General features: G+C 54.2%; 15 protein-coding genes. All 15 read left to right on the top strand.

Annotation, left to right across the window (positions count from 1 at the left end; translation table 11 throughout):
* Positions 1–51: 51 nt before the first annotated feature.
* The 15 genes from J7382_RS01055 (at position 52) to J7382_RS00985 (ending at position 19,746) form a co-directional block, all read left to right on the top strand.
* Entirely contained in the window at positions 52–1,368 is a 1,317-nt protein-coding gene (locus J7382_RS01055; protein WP_209066523.1) for a UDP-glucose/GDP-mannose dehydrogenase family protein, read from the top strand.
* Between the two features lie 322 nt (positions 1,369–1,690).
* Positions 1,691–2,269, top strand: coding sequence for a hypothetical protein (locus J7382_RS01050; RefSeq protein WP_209066522.1), 579 nt, complete (start codon positions 1,691–1,693; stop codon positions 2,267–2,269).
* Positions 2,270–2,398: 129 nt separating this feature from the next.
* Entirely contained in the window at positions 2,399–4,231 is a 1,833-nt protein-coding gene (locus tag J7382_RS01045) for a hypothetical protein (RefSeq protein WP_209066521.1), read from the top strand.
* Between the two features lie 52 nt (positions 4,232–4,283).
* Positions 4,284–5,198 carry a hypothetical protein gene (locus tag J7382_RS01040; RefSeq protein ID WP_209066520.1) on the top strand — a complete coding sequence of 305 codons (915 nt, stop codon included), beginning with the start codon at positions 4,284–4,286 and terminating at the stop codon, positions 5,196–5,198.
* A complete protein-coding gene (locus tag J7382_RS01035) occupies positions 5,198–6,358 on the top strand; it encodes a hypothetical protein (RefSeq protein WP_209066519.1) in 1,161 nt (386 codons plus the stop codon). Before J7382_RS01040 ends, J7382_RS01035 begins: the two co-directional genes overlap by 1 nt.
* Positions 6,359–6,410: 52 nt before the next feature.
* On the top strand, positions 6,411–8,765 hold the full coding sequence (locus tag J7382_RS01030; protein WP_209066518.1) for a hypothetical protein: 2,355 nt from the start codon (positions 6,411–6,413) through the stop codon (positions 8,763–8,765).
* On the top strand, positions 8,765–10,939 hold the full coding sequence (locus J7382_RS01025; protein WP_209066517.1) for a sulfotransferase: 2,175 nt from the start codon (positions 8,765–8,767) through the stop codon (positions 10,937–10,939). Before J7382_RS01030 ends, J7382_RS01025 begins: the two co-directional genes overlap by 1 nt.
* Positions 10,940–11,251: 312 nt before the next feature.
* Positions 11,252–12,211, top strand: coding sequence for a glycosyltransferase family 2 protein (locus J7382_RS01020; protein WP_209066515.1), 960 nt, complete (start codon positions 11,252–11,254; stop codon positions 12,209–12,211).
* Positions 12,186–12,854, top strand: coding sequence for an acylneuraminate cytidylyltransferase family protein (locus J7382_RS01015; protein WP_209066514.1), 669 nt, complete (start codon positions 12,186–12,188; stop codon positions 12,852–12,854). The genes J7382_RS01020 and J7382_RS01015 overlap by 26 nt, the downstream gene beginning before the upstream one ends.
* On the top strand, positions 12,851–13,777 hold the full coding sequence (locus tag J7382_RS01010; protein ID WP_247744771.1) for a phosphoglycerate dehydrogenase: 927 nt from the start codon (positions 12,851–12,853) through the stop codon (positions 13,775–13,777). Before J7382_RS01015 ends, J7382_RS01010 begins: the two co-directional genes overlap by 4 nt.
* A gap of 36 nt (positions 13,778–13,813) precedes the next feature.
* Positions 13,814–16,249 carry a 6-hydroxymethylpterin diphosphokinase MptE-like protein gene (locus tag J7382_RS01005; protein WP_209066513.1) on the top strand — a complete coding sequence of 812 codons (2,436 nt, stop codon included), beginning with the start codon at positions 13,814–13,816 and terminating at the stop codon, positions 16,247–16,249.
* Between the two features lie 36 nt (positions 16,250–16,285).
* Positions 16,286–17,407 carry a GDP-mannose 4,6-dehydratase gene (gmd, locus tag J7382_RS01000; RefSeq protein WP_209066512.1) on the top strand — a complete coding sequence of 374 codons (1,122 nt, stop codon included), beginning with the start codon at positions 16,286–16,288 and terminating at the stop codon, positions 17,405–17,407.
* Between the two features lie 57 nt (positions 17,408–17,464).
* Positions 17,465–17,908: a hypothetical protein gene (locus J7382_RS00995; RefSeq protein ID WP_209066511.1), complete on the top strand. Its 444-nt coding sequence runs from the start codon at positions 17,465–17,467 to the stop codon at positions 17,906–17,908.
* A gap of 94 nt (positions 17,909–18,002) precedes the next feature.
* Positions 18,003–18,737 (top strand): sulfotransferase domain-containing protein, encoded by a 735-nt coding sequence (locus tag J7382_RS00990; RefSeq protein ID WP_209066510.1) that lies wholly within the window; start codon positions 18,003–18,005, stop codon positions 18,735–18,737.
* Between the two features lie 34 nt (positions 18,738–18,771).
* The gene (locus J7382_RS00985; RefSeq protein WP_209066509.1) at positions 18,772–19,746 is read left to right on the top strand and encodes a GDP-L-fucose synthase; all 975 of its coding nucleotides are present in this window, start codon (positions 18,772–18,774) and stop codon (positions 19,744–19,746) included.
* Positions 19,747–19,755: the final 9 nt, after the last annotated feature.

Below are 19,755 nucleotides of genomic sequence, written 5' to 3'. Positions count from 1 at the left end.
AAGCGCGCATTACAGCGTGAAAGAAAAGCGTAAGACACAAAGGCGTCTCTCATGAAAATTGCAATGATTGGCACGGGCTATGTCGGATTGGTTTCCGGTGTGTGCCTGTCTGACTTCGGACATGATGTTGTCTGTGTAGACAAGGATCCTGCCAAAATTTCCATGCTGGAGCAGGGGGAGGTGCCGATTTACGAACCCGGTCTGGATGTCTTGATGGCCAAAAATGTTGCGGCGGGTCGTTTGAGTTTCACACAGGATCTTGCGACCGCCATCGATGGCGCACAGGCTGTGTTCATTGCCGTTGGAACCCCGACGCGGCGTGGTGATGGTCACGCTGATCTCACTTATGTAATGGCCGCTGCGGAGGAAATTGCCAGAGCGGCGAAAGACTATGTTGTGATCGTCACCAAATCCACGGTGCCTGTGGGCACCAATCGTCAGGTGAAGCAGGTGGTACATAAGGCCAATCCGTCGCTAGAGTTTGATGTGGCCTCCAACCCGGAATTTCTGCGTGAAGGCGCAGCAATTGACGACTTTATGAAGCCTGATCGCGTGGTGGTCGGCGTTCAAAATGACCGCGCAGCTGAGGTGATGAATGAAATCTATCGGCCGCTCTATTTGCGCGAGTTTCCTGTGGTGACCACGGATCTCGAAAGTGCGGAGATGATCAAATATGCCGCCAACGCGTTTTTGGCGACAAAAATCACCTTTATCAACGAGATTGCCGCGCTATGTGAAAAGGTCGGTGCGGATGTGAAACAGGTTTCCAAAGGCATGGGCATGGATGGGCGCATTGGGAATAAATTCCTGCATGCCGGCCCTGGCTATGGGGGCTCCTGTTTTCCGAAAGACACCAAGGCACTTGCCCGGATCGGTCAGGAGCACGCCACCCCCATGCAGATCACGGAAACCGTGATCTCCGTGAACGAAGAAATGAAACGGCGCATGATTGATAAGCTGCAGGATCTTTGCGGCGGGTCTTTCAATGGCAAAACCATCGGAGTTTTGGGGGTGACATTCAAACCCAACACCGATGACATGCGGGATGCGCCCTCTCTGACCCTTGTGCCCGCGCTCGTAGGTGGTGGGGCCAAGGTGCGTGTCACAGACCCGCAGGGGCGCCATGAAGGTGAAGCATTGCTGCCCGGGGTGCAATGGGTCGAGGATGCTTATAAGGCCGCAAAAAATGCCGACCTTCTGGTCATCTTGACGGAATGGAACGAGTTCCGAGCGCTGGATCTCAAAAAACTTGCGCGCAAGATGCAGACTCCGCGCCTTGCCGATCTGCGCAACATCTATTCTGTGCGCGATGCCAAGCGCGCAGGTTTTGAGGCCTATGACAGTATTGGGCGCAAAGGGTTTTCCTGAGCCCAAGCTCTAAGCACATCGGTAGAATCACCTAAAAACAGGCGGCGGCTGCGCCGTCTGTGCCAACAGACCGTGCTGTTAACCTGAGATGGGCCCTCTGTCTGCCTTGCTGTTGTGCGTCAGGTGCCATTGAATGAAAAAATGCGCGGTCTTGTTATTGCTTTTGTCGCAAGTCTCAAGCTAATTTGCTGCCGAATTTGTTCATCCTTTTTCGCGGTCTACCGTGAGCATTGAATTTTACGAGTCTTGGCAGTCAAATTGGGTTTGGCCCGGCGGTTGTTAGGAGATCGACATGCTTGGCATGTCTTTTTGAGAAGTGTCCATGTCCCATCTTTGTGCGCAAGCTCTCCTGAATACACTGGTCCAAATCAGGGCCGCTGATCTGCCCAAGCGGCTGGAGAACGGTCAAAAACTTGGAGACGGGATTTATTTCACGTGGGATGATGGAGGTGGATCTGTTGATATGTCTGTCTCCCGCGACCATGGTGCTCTGTTCAAAACAGAGGCGAAAATCTCTGGCACGCCGGATTGGTTCAACCTTTGCTTGGTTCTCAGGATCGGGCAGTTTCTCCCCGGCGATGTTTTGGGACTGACACTTGATTGGAAATGCTCTCAAGCGGCGCAGCAGGATATGCTCGTCAGAAGCTCTGTGCGCCAAGGTCAATTTGATGATACCAAATGGCAGGACGCCGTCCCTTGGGAGCCGAAAAGGCGGGTCGCCACGCTGATGCATACGGTTGAAAACAGCGATGGGCTGATAGGAGATGACAAGTATCACACCATCATCATCCCGCTCCCTACAAAAAATTTCACCCTTGAGTTGTTTGATTTGCAGTTCTTCGTCTTACCAAAAGCCCGCGGTTTACGCAGTGCGCCAATCCAGCTATCAAAGGCTATGTGAGCGACAAATTTTTATACGACCCGTTTGAGTTGATGTGCGCCCGTCCGGGTATTTTGTTTAGTAAAGATATAAAATCGTAGGAATTTAATGTCACTCAATTCTCAGGCCAGCCCAATTATGGACTACAAAATGTCTGCAAATTCAGTCTCTCACGACACATTGCCCATCGTCATTCTGAAGACAGAAGCGGATGCTTTAGAGGCCGTGAATACCTGCTTTGATGGTAAGCTTACTGTCTCTGAACAACAGCGGCATGACTCTCTCGGCGCTGGTCTGAAATTGCGACCCAAAGGCGCTGTTTTGGTTCCGTTGCGCACACCGAGCGCTGCGGTGACCGCTCTGCTGTCTCAGGGCATCTCCTTGCCTGAGGCACTCAATCAGTGGCGCGACCAAGGATCGGAAATTCTCAAAAGTCTGAGAACGCGGCGGCGCGATGTTACTCTTGTATCGTTGGAAGGCATGCTTTCAGGAGATCCTGCAGTTGTGGATGTGCTTCAATCGCGCTTTGGTATTGCGGTAAAACCGGCCAAAGTCGCGCCTGCGCAAGATAGTGATCTCTGGTTTGCCTCAATCGCCATCTCTCAGGACAAAGAGCTTCAGGCGCTTGCCGACAGCCTGCTGGCCTTCCTGATTGGAGCGTCGCCGCAGACACAGGCCAGCCAGACGCATGCAATGTGGCAGCAGGTGTCAAGCTGGCGCACGGCGGTTTCAGATTTGGAAGCGCGTGTCGCACAGCTTGATGAAACCGCAAAATCTGCAGAACAAGAACGCGCCCTGCTCAAAGACAACCTTGCAAAACAACTTGAGCAAACGGCACAGCACAGTGCCACGCTTGAGGCTGTGTCCGAAGAAAAGAAACTTCTTCGGGAGAGTTTGGATAGCCATCTGAGCCAACTCGCGGAGACCACCTCCAGGGCGGATGGCTTGAAGGGGGAGCGTGATCTCCTAAGAGAGAGTCTCTCAGCGCAAGCCAAAGAAGTGGCTAAGGCCTCCACAGAATCACAAGCGCTGACAGCTGAACGCGCGCTTTTGCGCGAAAGCCTTTCTGCGCAATCGGCAGAGGTTGCAAAGCTGACGGCCTCAATAGGCGATCTTGATGCGGAACGGTCATTGCTGCGCGAAAGCCTCACGTCGCAAAGCGAAGAGGTCGCCAAGCTCAGTGCATCCTTGAATGAGATCAAGCAGGAACGCGCGCTTTTGCGTGAAAATCTCGCTGGGCAGCTGGAGCAGCTTTCCGCGCGCCAACAGGCTGTTGACGTTTTGTCCGAAGAGACTGCGTTGTTGCGCGAAAGCCTTGCTGCTCAGGTGACATTGGTGACACAAGCGCATGGTGAACTGAGCGTGGTGTTGCAGGAACAGCAACTCCTGCGCAGCAGTCTGTCCGATCAACTTCAAATCACAGAGAAAAACACCAAACAAATCGAAGGTCTGCGCAAGGAGCGTGGATTGCTGCAAAAGACTGTTCAAACGCTGATGGTGGACATTCGTGCGCTTACTGAAAGCGTTACGGACAAGGAAACGCGATTGGCAGAAGCGCGTGTCAAACTGATGGAAATGCATGTTCTGAGGGCGGAGAACGAAGCACAAGATCGTCGCCTCCGTCAGGCCGAAGATCAGCGCAAAGCGCGTGAAGAAGTCCTCGGGCAGCATATGTTGGATATGCAATCTCGTATGGTGCAGCAGCACAAAGAGATAGATGCCCTTCAGGAGGAGCTTGAAGGGCACAAAAAATGGTCTGAAGAAGAGCTTGCTCGACGTGCCGAGAGTGCCAAAAAATCTGGTGAGGCACGCGATTCCGCCTTGGGGCAGGCGATGCTGCAGCTTCAAGACAGCTTCAACCGTCAGACCAAAGAGCTCGAAGCGCTCGCGCAGGAATTGGATCGTGTCTATGGATCAAACTCTTGGCGCATCACCAGCCCGATTCGCGCTGTGCGATCCAAGTTCACGAAAGGCGCTTCTTGAGGGGGAGCCGTTGACTGGTCAACTCTCAGGGAGCACCAAGGAAAGGGCGACAGTGAGCGCGTCTGTGGTCTCAAATTCAAAGATACCTGCGCCTGCGGCCATCATTCGCAGGTCCTATCTGTTTATTGATGCACAGCATGGTCTGGGAAACCGCATGCGTGCGCTTGCCTCTGCGGCCTGTATTGCGGATGCGACAGATCGGCAGCTGGTTGTGATTTGGCGCCGGGATCATCATTGTCAGGCTGATATGGTCGACGTATTTGACTATGCTGGTCCCGTTGTTGCCGATGACAGTGATGATGTGATGCGCGACAGCGCAGCCAAAGTTTACAATTACATGGAGATTGAGCCCGGCGCGCAATTTCAGGAGCCGGTTCTGCCCGATCCGCAGCGGTTTGCATCGCAACATATCTACATCAGATCCGCCTATACGTTGAACAGCCCCTACTATTCTTGGGAGCATGAAGACCGCTTTCTACACGGGTTGCGTCCTTCACAACCGGTTCTCGACCTTCTGAAGCAAGTGCCCTTTCCCTCCGATGTCTCGGCCCATATCCGTATGGCAACAGGCGATGGGTTTGATCACCTGAGTTGGGAAGCTCCCGAAAACTGGCCGGCGATCCGTCATGAGGAACTGAAGCTGTGGCGGGCGCAAAGCCATGTCTCCGCATTCATCACACGGCTGGATGCTCTCGTGGCGGAGGGTGCGTGTGACAGCTTGTTTGTGGCCTGTGATCTTCCGGAAACTTACGTGACCCTTCAGGAGCGTTATGGAGACCGTCTGCGGAACCTTCCCAGAGATCTCTATGATCGCTCCTGCGCGCAGGCACAGTACGCTCTGGCTGACATGATGCTTCTGGCGCGGTCCAAGCGCTTCCTTGCCAGCAGCGGCAGTTCATTCTCCGATGTGGCACGCCGTCTTGCACCACGGGGATGTCAGTTTGAACAAAGTGGCGTGGATTTCTGATGTCAGCCTTCGCACCGCAGAGCTTCCAAGAGATACAGCAGCTGTTTCACCTATGTGAACCCACCCGCGATTTGCATGGGTTTGTGCCTTTGCAGGATCTGTTTTCGGCCGCTCAAAAAGTCTTTGAGGCGCGGCCCGATGATGCGGGTGACATCACGGCCATCGCCAAACAGCTGTGTTGTATCTTCAACAGCAGTGCCCCCGCGCAACATGAGATGAGACGGCTTGCACGCCAGACATGGCACGCGCAAAGCAAACAGGCTGCCAATGTCCTTGCTTGGATGGCCCACCATGATTTGGCCTTGCCCTGTCCGACCACCTTGCCTCCCAGCCGCGGCCTTGCGCTTGAGGCTGACCTGCTGCACGACAGCGCTGCTTTTCTGACACAGACAAACGGGCTGTATCCTCTCAATGCAGCACAGCAACACCTTGGCTTTGACACGTCGTGGGTTCTGGACCGTCTGACCAAATCTCAGACCCGGTTTGAACAGTTTGCCAAGCAACGTCGCTCTGACACCGCCATTCTGGTGGGCAATGGACCATCTCTCAATGTCACTGATCTGGATGCACTGCAGGGGCAGGACGTGTTCATTTCCAACTATGCAACGCGCCATCAAAGTTTGTTTGAGGCCGCCTGCGGCGCGGCGGTGAGCAATATTCTGGTCGCAGAACAGGCCCCACATGTGTTTCAACTCGGCGCGCATTGGCGGTTCTTTCCTGTTTGGCTTGGCCATCTTCTGGGTGACAATGACAAAACCATCTGGCTGAACGCGCTGGGCGGCCCGATGTTCTTTTCTGAGGATCTTGCAAAGAAGGTTGCATGGCACGCAACCGTCTCATTTTTTTGGCTACAGATCCTTTATTGCGCAGGATATCGCAAAATTATCCTCATTGGAGTCGACAACAGCTATCGTCAGGATAAGACACTGAAGGAAGGCGACCTTGTGCATCAAACAACGCCTGATCTGAACCATTTTGACCCTACGTATTTTCAAGGCAAGATATGGCAGGCTGCGGACACGGATCACATGCAGGCCTCTTTCGAATTGGCCAAACAGATCTATGAAAAAGACGGACGTGAGATTGTAAACTGTACCGTTGGTGGCGCGTTGGAAGTCTTTCGTCGCGCGGATTTGAAGCAAGAATTGCAAGGGCACTAGACCAACGGGTGCCACCGTTTATTGTTACCCAAAGATTTTGAGAAAAAGCACTATGACAGAACAGACAAAAATCCCTGGCGCTCTTATTGTTCTCGGCCAGATTTCCGATAGTGCGGCCACGAACTTTCAGGCACATATGAATGGCTGGCCAGAGCAGATCATAGTGGTCTCTCCGCAAGCCAAAACCGTGGTGGAACAGGCGGGCCTTCCGGAATGGACCACCTTGATTGAGGCCCTTCCGGCCGCTGAAAGCGGTGATGTGACCCTCACAGAGTACACTTGGCCGGGGTTGTTTGGCACCGCGCGGCCCAAAGAGACGCTCAAAGCTTTGCTGCCTGGCCTGTCCGTGCGGGAAACTACCCAAACCTCGGCCACCGCAGCCCAAAAGCTTGTGTCCAGACTTGGTAAGCTCGTGGGGCCATTGCGTCTGTGGATGCACTTGCCCGGTGATGAAATCGCGGTGCTGCAAGGTTTGCACGCCGCCGGACTATTGTCTGATCTTGAACAAATCTCAATTTGTGCAGGCAGCGAAGCCTTTTTTGAAAATGCGGATCCGGCGCCGCACATTCAGAAATATCTGGAAGATGCCTTTTTTCAGCTTATGGAAACCGATGCGGAGGATCCGGATTGGCCTGTGCTCTGGCTGCGCCCCAATGTTTTGGCGGCGACATTGGCCGAGGTGCGATCAGAACTCTCTGCTTTGACGTCAAAGCAGGCCGAAACCCTCAAAGAAAACGCAGTGTTGCGTAAGCAGAGCAAGAAGCTTGAAAGCGATCTGAAGGCGAAGAGCAAATTGGCCACGGAGCGTCAACGCAAGCTCACCTCGACGGAAAAAACGGTGCAACGTCTGAACGTGAAGATTGACGAGCATAAAACCCGCACGAAAACCACTGCGGCAACACTCAAAGAGGTGTCCGCCCAACTGGACGAGCAACAGGCGCTGGGCAAGCAGCAGCACGCGGAAATTGCCGAACTGAAAAGCGCCAACAAAGATCTTGAGATCAGTGTCGACACATTGAAAAACAAGGTTTCGATCCTGCCACAGGAACTTGCAGCGCGGTTCAACGTGAAGCAGGCTGCACTGCAAAAGCGTGTAGATGACCACAAAGCAAAGCTGGCGGCTCAAGAGGCGAAACTGCATGAAACAGAGAGCAGGGCCGACAGCGCAGACAAAGCGCTTGCAGAGTTGAAGAAAACCGCTCAGGCGGCTCAGGAAACATCGGACAAGACCATAAACGATCTTCAAAGAACGCTGAAAGAGCAAAAGACGAAAGCTGATCAGTCGGTCGCAGCGGCGCAAAAGCTTCTTACGGAAGAGAAAGAAAAACACGCAGCAACGCAGACTCAGATGCAGGCCAAACAGAAAGATCTTGCCAGCCGTCTGGTTGCAGAAAAGTCCAAACTCGCAGCAACTGAGAAAGAGCTCAAGGCGCTGGATGAACTTGATGCACTGCGGTCTGAAATCGAAAAACAGAAAAAAACCATGAACCGCGTACGTCAGGCGGCGCAGGAGCGGCTTCAGACAACCGAGAAACGTTTGAAAGCAGCGCGGGACAGCGTACAGCAGGAATGTGATCTGCTGACGAAACAGCAGCAGAAGCTGCGGGCAGAGATCGACACACTGAAGCAAGCCAATATGGATCTGGAGGCCGCCAATACCGAGGCACTGAACCAGCAGAGCGCTCTGAAACGCGCGCGGGATGAGCTGCGCGATTCCGGTGATAAGCTGCAGAAAAAACTGGGAGTTGCAGAAGCGGCCTTATTGGCACAGCGCAAGAAGCTTGAAGGTCTCAAAGAAGTCGACACGTTGAACGCAAAACTTGAGGCGCAGCGCAGCTCTGCTGAGCAAGCACAGACCGAGGCTGCTCAACAGATCGCGGAACTGAGAAAGCAAGCCAAAGACGCACAGGAGGCGCTTGAGAAGCGCTGTGCCTTCCTGAAGTCGCAGTGGAACGAATCTAAAACCGAGACTGCGGCCGCAACCAAGAAGCTCGAGGAGCTGAAGCAGATTCCGGAATTGAAGGAAAAGATCGAAGAGCATCTTTTGGATGTGCGTCAGGCCCAGCAGGCCACGCTTGAAAAAGCCCGCGAAATCGAGGCAATGCAGGTGACACAGGCACAAGAACAAGAGCGTTACACTCGGTTGAACGCTGACTATCAGCTCGCGCGCCGAGACCTCACGCTTGTTCTGGAAAACCAAGGGCGGCTACAGGATGAGCTGGAGGACATGCGGGCCCGCTTTGGCGCGCTCTATGACGAAAAATCAGCGCTACAAGATCTGCTGGAACAGCTCACGCCTCAGCTTCAGGAGGCCGCCGCACATCTGCGCGACCGTGTCATCTCCTCTGACGGAGAGGACCCCCGCGTGTCCGCAGATGCCGACGATCTTGCCCATGGAGCATCCTGATGCCGCGCAAGTCCAAGAAGAAAGAGACTCGTGATCACGAGGCGCACGAAGCCCGCGCTTTGAGCAGCCTTGATAGTGCGGTGGCGCTGGTTGAACGATCAGGTCTGCCCGTGGCGGATGCCGCCCAAAGAGCCTCCTTGCCAAGCCTGCTCAGCCGCTGTGAAGCTCAGGTGCAGGCCCTTCAGGCCCAGAAAGCCTCTTATGTGCCACGCCTCCTTCGGGTCTTTCCCGGATTGGATCAGGCCCGCTCAGCATGGTGGCAAACCCATTTGCCTTCCGTCTTGCCCGTGAAGACGAGCCAGCTTGGCGGCGACATTGTTGCGGTGTCACCCGCGCTTCAGAAGCAGGTGTTGAGTGCGGCGGCTGGCAGTCTGGCCAAGGCCCTCCAGCGCGAAGGCCGCCCGCTTGTCGTCTTGGCGGAGGGCGGCGATGTTGCCCCAACTCTGGGAGGGGCCGCTCTGGTCTGCCATCCGTTGCGGGCCTATGCGCATCACTTGGGCACGACACCAAACATGCCGTTGGCATTGGATCGGTTCTGCCAGAGCCTTTTCGAAGCCGTTGCATCATCCTCTGTCACGCTCTTGAAGGCCGAAGAACTCTTTGACCTCTCAGGACAGGGGGACGCTTCGTCTGTGCGGGATTTTCTGGGGGTTCAGAGCCTGTGTAAAGCATTGGATCTGAAGGCACCAAGATTGCCACCCAGATCCAGCAGCGCGGCTACGCCCAAATATCTGGCGGCAGAAGAGGCGCAGCGCGCGTTGGCTTGCGTGACGGATGCAGATCGCAAAGAGGGTGCCTATGCCTTGCTGTGCAAGGAGCTCAATTATGATGTGGAGTGGAGCGAAGCCGCGCAGCTCAGCAAAGCCGCCGTTGCACCTCTGGTCCTTGCGCCCCGACCTGCATCGTTTGCTTTGTCTCTCCCAACGCGGTCCGAAGGCCTGCCTCAGGCGCTGGTCTCTGGATTTGTTGAGCGGGCGCAGGGCATCTACGCTACGCTCGGGGCACAAAGCAACGCACCTGAGTTTTCGCCGTTGGTGGCGGGCCTTGATCGGTGTCTGGAGGCCGGTGAGGAGGGATTTCCTGCTGCGTTTGACGCCATGGTCCATGCTCTGTCACCAGAGCATGCTGCCCTCAGCCACCTGCTGGCGGCAGCGCATTTTCAGCGGCTTCCCGGACAAAAAGAGACCAGCTTAAAGCATATTGCCAAGGCACAGGCTTTTCTGCCGGCCCACGCCCGGTGGTTGCGCGTTTTGGCGGCGTCTCTTCTGTCTGATCTGGGGTCATTGGGGGCGGCCATGCGCATGCTGATTGACGATGGTGTGCACTCTGATATTTTGCCCGCAGCGCACAATCATGGCCTCTCTGCCATTCTGAGTGATCTTTCCAGCGGAACATCCGTGGCGCAATCGCTTGAACCGGTGCGAACGATCCATCATTTCGCCTGCACCGGCGGCACTTTGATTTCCAAGTGCATTGCCGGTTTGCCGGACACGGTGGTGTTCAGCGAAATTGACCCACTTAGCGATATTTTGATGCCATCAACCCGCTTTACCCCCACGGATCTCTTGCGGCCGCTGCGCCAGTCGCCGCAGCCTGTGTCGGATGAGGTGGTGGTCAAGAGCTTCCAGCGCACGCTGCGGACGATCCGCAATGAGCTTTTCAATACCGGTCAGAATCTCGTGCTGCGCGATCATGCCCATTCCTGCTTCTGCACACAGCAAGATCCCAATGCACGGCCAACGCTGCGGGAAATGGTGGCAGAAGAGCTGCCGGTTCTTTCCGTGGTCACGGTGCGCCACCCGCTTGACTCCTTTCTTTCGTTGGAAGCGGCTGGATGGGGGGCAAAGTTCCTCGAGCCTTTCACGCTCGAAGAATACGCGCGCCGCTATGTGACATTTTTGGAGCGCTACAAAGATGTGCCGGTGGTGCTTTACGAAGATTTTGTCAACCAGCCACAGACAGCTTTGCGCAAGATCTGCGATGTTCTGAATTTGCCCTTTGCTCCTGATGCAATTGAAGGGCGGGAACAGGTTCATCTGAGCGGTGACAGCGGTCGACACACCAAAGACATCAGCACACGTGCGCGCCGCAAGATATCCAAGCAGGTGGCAAGCCAACGTGAGAACAGCCAAGTCTACCACGATTTGTGCAGAAGATTCGGCTACACGCCCTAGGCTCTTTCGCAAGCGCAGCATTTTCCTAGGGCACCTGTGATGCTTGCCTTGTTTTTTGGGCGCACACCTCCTCATTCGCTTAACCATTTTCATGAAGAAATGGCGATTTTTTTTGTCAAGCGGAGTATTTTTTTGGCAGGGGGTCGTGCTCGGGTAGACAGTACCAAACGAACGGTACTAAAGTCCGCACGAATCCGTTAACCAGATTATAATAAAATTCACAAAATTCTCGACTTCACTTCGGTCGCCACCTTATTTCTCTGGGTGAAAATATATTTCGAATGTGATGTTTTGATACCGAAGAGGCTTGATATGATTGCAAGCATTGTCATTAGAACGCTGAACGAAGCCCGTCATCTGGATGATCTTCTGGTGATGATCGCGCGTCAAAAAACCGACTTTGATGTGGAAACTGTTTTGATCGATTCCGGGTCGACGGACGGTACGCTCCAGATCGCCGAAAATCATGGATGCCGCATCACGCACATCACAAAGGCAGAGTTCTCTTTTGGGCGCTCACTCAACTGGGGCTGTGATCATGCCACCGGCGACATGCTGATCCTGATTTCGGGTCACTGCGTTCCAACGGATGAGCATTGGCTGCAGAACCTGTGTCAGCCTCTGATCGACGGTACGGTGTCCTATACATACGGGCGTCAAATTGGCGATGACGACAGCTACTATTCAGAGCGTCGGATCTTCGCAAAATACTTCCCGGACACCTCTCAGGTGCCGCAGGAGGGGTTTTTCTGTAACAACGCCAACTCTGCGGTTTTGCGGAGCGCGTGGGAAAACTACCGTTTTGACGAAGAGCTGACCGGCCTCGAAGACATGGAACTGGCCAAACGCATGACAGCGGATGGTCACAAGGTGGGGTATGTCGCTGAGGCCCCTGTTTTCCACCATCATAGCGAAACCTGGCAATCTGTCCGACGTCGTTTTGAGCGCGAAGCCATTGCGCTGCGGGACATCATGCCAGAAGTGCACCTGTCCCGTCTGGACGTGCTGCGCTGTGTGGTCTCAAGCACTTTCGGAGATTGGCGTTCTGCCGCCCGAAACGGAATTACATCGACATCTCGGATAGATATGCTGCGGTATCGTTGGAACCAATATGTCGGTTCCTACAAGGGCAACCACGAGCACAGGCTCCTGTCCCAAGATTTGAAACAGCAATATTTTTACCCTCAGGTTATTGAAAAGGCAGATAAAGATGAGTGGCTCCAACCGTTGTATCGCACTCCTCCCCATGAAAGCAAACAGCCAGAGGGTTAAGGGTAAGAACTTCCGCGTTCTGCATGACAAACCGCTGTTTCGCTGGGTATTGGACAGTCTGCTGGCCTTGGATGAGATTGATCAGGTGGTCATCAATACCGATGCACGTGAGATCCTGGCGGAGAACGGCTTGGTGGAAAGTGATCGTGTGAAGATCCGCGACCGCAAGCCAGAGCTGTGCGGGGATACCGTGTCCATGAACCGCATCTTGGCCGATGACATCGCGGCCGAGCCTGCAGCCACCTACCTGATGACTCATACGACCAATCCGATGCTGACGCCAGAAACCATCCGGGGGGCGATCACGGCATATGACAAAGGTCTGGCCGCTGGCACTGCAGATTCCCTGTTCACGGTGAACAAAATTCAAACCCGTTTTTACCGCGCTGATGGCAGCCCGGTGAATCACGATCCAGACAATCTGATCCAGACACAGGATTTGGAACCTTGGTTTGAAGAGAACTCCAACCTGTTCATCTTCTCTGCCGAAAGCTTTGCCTCCACCGATGCGCGCATTGGCAAAAAGCCGATCCTCTTTGAGATGGGCAAGATGGAAGCCGTGGATATTGATACCCCCGAAGATTGGTTGCTGGCCGAAGCCTGTGCCCGCATCCGCATGACTGAGAAAGTTGCTGCAGAATGAAAGACGTCCTCGTAACCTGCCCTCCAATGCTGGGTCAGATTGATCTGTTTTACGACTATGCCGCCGAGCGTGGGCTGAGGCTGCACCCGGCGCAGGTCACTCAGATTCTGAGCGAAGATGAACTTTGTGAACAACTACCAAATTATGACGGTTGGATCATTGGTGATGACCCTGCCACCCGCCGCGTGTTTGAAACGGCGCAAAAGGGTCGTCTGACCGCTGCGGTGAAATGGGGTATCGGTGTCGACAATGTCGATTTTGACGCCTGTAAGGATCTGGGTATTCCGATCATCAACACGCCGATGATGTTTGGCTCCGAAGTGGCGGATGTTGCGATCGGCTTTGTGATTGGTCTGGCGCGGGAACTTTTCCTGATTGATCGCGGCGTGCGTGCGGGCAATTGGCCCAAACCTGCTGGGATCAGCTTGATCAACCGTCGTGTTGGCGTGATTGGTCTGGGTGATATCGGGCGCAATGTCGCCACCCGTCTGCAGGCCCTCGGCATGACTGTTGTGGCCTATGACCCTGGTGTCGAAGGGGATGCTGGCATTCCCGGGCTTGAGCGCGCGGCGTGGCCGGAAGCGGTTGAGGATCTGGACTTTCTGGTCTTCACCTGTGCCCTGAACAAACACAATTTCCACATGCTGGACGCTGATGTTCTGTCCAAATGCAAAGCAGGGGTACGTGTGGTCAATGTGGCGCGTGGGCCTTTGATTGACGAAGCGGCGCTGGTGTCAGCGTTGCAATCTGGCCATGTGCATTCCGCAGCCTTGGATGTTTTTGAAGTTGAACCCCTGCCGATGGACAGCCCGATCCGTGGCATGGAACGCTGCATTCTGGGCACGCACAATGGCTCCAATACCGTGGATGCGGTGATCCGCGCCACGCACACTGCTATCGACCGGCTCGCCGGATTCTATTGATCTGTCTCCATTCCGCCTTTTCCTCCAGAGGTTCCCATGAATTTGTACGAAGCAACCACGAAAGAACTCGAAGAGATCTATGACGACCGGCTGTCCAAGCTGCCGTCTCGTGCTCCGATTTACACCGCGACCGAGCGGGTGCCGATGATTGATCGTATCCGCGGTGCAGAGCACGTGGATCAGATTTACAAAAAAGACTTGGATGCGATCTATCGCCCCAAGCTGCGTGAGCTGAAAGAAAAGTACAAAGATCACAAACGTTGCTTCCTGATCGGCAACGGGCCCAGCCTGAACGAAACCGATCTCAGCATGCTTAAGGACGAAGTCACCTTTGCCGTGAACGGCTTCTTCCTGAAGGCAAAGGATCTCGACTGGAAGCCGACATTCTATCTGGTGGAAGACCATCTTGTGGCAGAGGATCGCGCGCCTTGGATCAATGAATTCAAAGGCTCGACCAAATTGTTCCCAGCCTATTTGGGTTACGCTTTCCCTGCGGCGGAAGACACGATTTTCTACAATCACCGCCCGCGCAAAAGCTATCCTGACGGCTATGACTTCTCAATGGAAGCGGACAAGATCACCTACACCGGTTGTACCGTGACCTTCTCCATGATGCAGATCGCGGCCTATCTGGGTTTTGAAGAGATTTACCTGATCGGCGTGGATGCCAGCTATGACATTCCCGCTGACGCACAGGAAGGTCAGGACTACGCCGTGGGTGTTCTGGATATGAAGTCCGATGACACCAACCACTTTGATCCGGATTATTTCGGCAAGGGCTTCCGCTGGCACGATCCGCAAGTGGAGAAAATGGTTGAAGCGTACTCTGAGGCTCGTCGTACCTTGGAAGGCACCGGCCAGACGATCTATAACGCCACCGTCGGGGGCATGCTGGAGGTGTTTGAACGCCGCAGCTTCCACTCGATTTTCCCAGAGGCCAAGTCTCCTGAGGTTGTGGCAGCAGAAAATGAAGCCAAGCAGCTGGCCAAAACGCCGCGCATGCTGGTGATTGATATGACCGCCATGGGCAATGGCACTGCAACCGGTGAAATCAAATCCACCCTGTTTGCGGGCTGGCCAAGCGAACAGATCCTGCAAGTTGCCAAACATGGCAAAGATCAGATGGCTCTGGTGACCATGGGAGAGGATGATACCTATCCGGCAAAGGTGTCCACCGCAGAAGAAGTGACCGCTGCGATTGATGCCTTCGATCCTGAGGTCATCATGTACCGTCAGGTGCCCAATACGTCAGAGCTGCACGCCTTTGCCATGCAGACCATCGCGCGCCTGAATGTGCCGCTTGTGACCTGGCTTATGGATGACTGGCCTGCAGAGATGGAGCGCAACGACCCAGAGCAATGGGCTGTGCATGGGCCTGACCTGATCAAGCTTCTGGAGCAATCCGCCGTGCGCCTCTCGATCTGCGATGCGATGTCTAAAGCCTTTGAAGAGCGTTATGGCCACCCGTTCAAAGCCTACGCCAACGGCGTCAACCCTGTGGACTGGGCTGAGCTGCGCCATCAGGAAGGCAAACAGCTGCGTGTGCGCTATGCCGGTGGTCTGGCGCCCAACATGACGCTGGACAGCGTGTTGCGTGTGGCCGAAGCCGTGGAAAACCTCGCAAAAAAAGGCAAACCGGTTTCCTTTGAGATCAACACGCAGAAATGGTGGCACCGCGATCACGGTGACAAGTTTGACAAGTTCAAATTCACGCGTATCGAAACGACCAATCGCCCTACCGAGGAGTATCGCGAATGGTTGCGTGAGGCGGATGCGGTGGTCATCGCTTATAACTTCAACGAAGAGACCCGCCGCTACGTGCAGTACAGCATGGCCAATAAGACGCCTGAATGTCTGGCTTCTGGTGCTGTCGTTTTTGCACATGGTCCAGCGGATTTCGCGACCATTGCCTATCTTGAATCGACCGATGCCGCGGCTGTTGTGACGAAGCCCGAAGTTTCTGCTCTGGAGACGGAGTTGGTGAGCTTGCTGGACAACCCTGGGAAGCGCAATCAGCTTGCAGAAAAAGCGCGTCAAATTGCTTTCCGTGATCGCAATGTTGTGAAACTGCGCGATGCGCTGCGCGCCAGTATTGCCCAAGCGGTGGCCGGTGTGCCGCAAGTATCCGAATTTATCAAAAAACCAGTGGCCGCACCCATTTCTGGTATCGACGAAGATCTGTTCGACGCGCCACTGCACACGCCTGACTCTCTCGAGTTCATGCAGTTGCTGGCCAAAAAGGCAGGCGCAAAATCGGATCCTTTGCTGTTGAAAATTGCAGCAGCGAACCTCTTGTTGGCACCGAAAGACACCTTGTCCGTGCTCGGCTCTTCGCAGGTGCGCGCCGCAGTGGATAAAGTCCTGTCAGGCCTGCCGGCCAACAACCCAGACAAAACCCATTTCCTCCGCGTTGAGAGTTTTGTGGCTGCGCGTTTGGGGGCCAGCAAAACTGGCAAACATGCGGCTGAATGAGAATTTCAAAATCCGAATTGTAGAAGTAGACATTACATGACCAAAAAAGCTCTTATCACCGGCGTGACCGGCCAAGACGGCTCCTATCTGGCTGAGTTCCTGCTGGAAAAAGGCTATGAGGTGCATGGCATCAAGCGCCGTGCCTCCCTGTTCAACACCGGCCGTGTGGATCACATCTATCAGGATCCGCATGTCGATAACGCCAATTTCAAACTGCACTATGGCGATCTGACCGATACCTCAAACCTCACGCGGATCCTGCGCGAAGTGGAGCCGGATGAGGTCTATAACCTTGGGGCGCAGTCCCATGTTGCGGTCAGCTTTGAAGCGCCGGAATATACCGCGGATGTGGATGGCATCGGCACGCTGCGCCTGCTGGAGGCCATTCGCTTTCTCGGGCTGGAAAAGAAAACACGCTTCTATCAGGCGTCGACCTCTGAACTCTACGGTCTGGTGCAGGAAATCCCACAGCGGGAGACAACCCCGTTCTACCCGCGTTCGCCTTACGCGGTGGCCAAGCTTTACAGCTACTGGATCACCGTCAACTACCGTGAGGCTTATGGCATGTATGCCTGTAATGGCATCCTGTTCAACCACGAGAGCCCGCGCCGCGGCGAAACCTTCGTGACGCGCAAAATCACCCGTGGTCTGGCCAATATTGCACAGGGTCTGGAGCCTTGCCTCTATATGGGCAACATCGACAGCCTGCGCGACTGGGGCCATGCCAAGGACTACGTGCGCATGCAGTGGATGATGCTGCAACAGGATGCGGCCGAAGATTTTGTGATCGCCACCGGTGTGCAGTATTCTGTGCGGGAGTTCATCGCCTGGTCAGCACAGGAACTGGGCGTGACGCTTGAGTTCACGGGCAGCGGCACAGAAGAGATTGCCACTGTGGCTGCGATTGAAGGGGACAATGCACCGGCGCTGAAAGTGGGCGACGTGATCATGCGCATCGACCCCCGCTATTTCCGCCCGGCAGAGGTGGAAACCCTTTTGGGCGACCCGGCCAATGCCAAACAGAAATTGGGCTGGGAGCCAGAGATCACGGTGCAGGAAATGTGCGCCGAGATGGTGCGCGAGGATTTGCAGGTCGCAAAACGCCACGCGTTGTTGAAAGAGCATGGCATGGAAGTGCCTGTATCTATCGAAGGCTAACCTCGCCGTTGGCAATACTATTTGTAACATTGGTCTTTTTGAAAAAAGGATAAAGACATGGCTACAGCAGCAGTTAAAAGCGTACCAGAAGGCACAGAAACCGAAGCATGGCGTGAAATGAGCGCCCGCGTGGCATGGCTTTTCTGGCTGACAAAGCGCCGCGCAGAACTTCCTGCGGACAAAGAAACCGAGGCGGCAATCTGGGATGTCGAGGCAGAAGATTTTCGTGCCTATGTCCGTAAATCCCTGCGTAAGTTGCACAAGGAAGGCATTACCATTGATGCCGTATCAGGTGGTGCAGCTCTGTCTGAAGATGATGAAGCATGGGGTCAGACAACAGGGCGTGTTGCTTGGATTCTTTGGCTGACAGATCGTCGTGCTACCGCCGTCGCGGACAAGGAAGCTGAAGCTTCTGATTGGCAAGCAGCTTCAAAGGAATATCGTAAACTGGTTCGTGAAACCCTTCGCAAACTTGCTAAAGAAGAGATCGGTATCGTTTGAGCCAAAGATGTTTCCTAGTCTTGTTGTGACTAGATTTTCATAAAAAGCGTGCGGTTGGAGATTTCTAACCCACGCAAAATATTAAGGAATTTGGATGCTTATCCTGAACAATGGTGTGCCCAAAAGCGGCTCGACATGGATGCAAAACATCCTGCGTAACTACTTAAACCCATCATACCCTTCAGAAGCTTGGGCAAATAGTTGGAAGAACCCTTCTGTCGATCCTGATAAACTTGCCGGATATTTTGAAAGCGGCGAGTGGGCGGGTACGACTACTTTGCTCAAGACACATATCGAAAATTCTTCCAAATATGATTTTTTGAAGTCTGACGATGTTAGGGTAGTCGTTACACACCGTCGTCTGACAGATTCAGTAGTTTCTTGGTTCCACCATCAGCTTCGAAATAAAACAACAAGCTTAGATGAAAAAGCGGAATGGCTTGATACGAAGGGTAGACAATTTGCCCTGCGGGCGGTCCGCCATAAATTGTCTTGGTCCGATCAACACAACGCCTTGTTGGTCAACTACGAGGATATGGTTAAAGATGCTGTGCCTTTGGTTGAAGAGGTGACAAAGTTCATCGGATCTCCTTGTTCTTTGTTTGATGCGATCAATCTGGTTGAAAAAACGCAGGTGCGTATTTCAAGCAAGAAGAGCTTGCAAGAAGGCCAGCACGTTAGAACCGGTGGTTTGAGCGTCGCCAAAGAAGAGCTGCCAGAGGCTTATTTGAAAGAGCTGGAAGCGCTTCAAGAGGTTGTAGAAGCTGGAAGTTTCACCCCAGAAATTGCAAAGGCTTTTCGTGAAGGCAAGCTGGAACAAGCCGTTTGATACGGCTTGCTTTGACCTAGATTTGGCGAAGTAAATGACAAAAAAAATCTACATCGCAGGCCATCGTGGCATGGTCGGAGGCGCTATTCTGCGCCAGTTGCAGGCCCGGAAGGATGCAGGGGAAGATCTCACGCTGATCACCCGCACCCACGCAGAGCTTGATCTCACCGATCAGCGGGCTGTGCGCGGCTTTATGCAGGATGAAAAGCCCGACGTGGTGATCCTCGCGGCGGCCAAGGTGGGTGGTATCCATGCCAACAACACCTACCCGGCAGAGTTCATCTACGAAAACCTGATGATGGAATGCAATGTCATCCATCAGGCCTATGCCTGCGGTGTGAAAAAGCTTCTGCAACTGGGCAGTTCCTGCATCTATCCCAAGGCTGTGCCGCAGCCGATGAAAGAAGATGCGCTGCTCACTGGCACGTTGGAGCCCACCAATGAGCCTTATGCGGTGGCGAAAATTGCCGGCATCAAGCTCTGTGAAAGCTACAACCGCCAATATGGCGTGGATTACCGCTCTGTCATGCCCACCAACCTCTATGGGCCGGGGGACAATTTCCACCCTGAAAACTCCCATGTCATGCCCGCCCTGATCCGGCGCTTTCATGAGGCGGCGCAATCCGGTCAGGAAGAGGTGGTCATGTGGGGCACGGGCAAACCCATGCGCGAATTCCTGCATGTGGATGATATGGCCGCGGCCAGCCTCTTTGTGCTGGAGCTCGACAAAGCCATCTATGAAGCCAATACCGATCCAATGCTCAGCCACATCAACGTCGGCACTGGCACCGATATCTCCATCGGGGATCTGGGACGTATGATTGCCGAAGTGACCGGATATAAAGGCAAGATCACGCAGGATCTCACCAAGCCGGACGGCACCATGAAGAAATTGATGGATGTCAGCCGACTGGCCGATATGGGCTGGACAGCGAGCGTGGCGTTGGAGGACGGTGTGAAAGAGACCTACCGCTGGTTCCTTGATAACCAGGATTCGTTTCGCGGATAATTTTACCCA

It is taken from the genome of Shimia sp. R11_0, assembly GCF_017744035.1.
Lineage (GTDB): Bacteria > Pseudomonadota > Alphaproteobacteria > Rhodobacterales > Rhodobacteraceae > Shimia > Shimia marina.
This window is presented reverse-complemented; position numbering and strand designations above follow the sequence as displayed.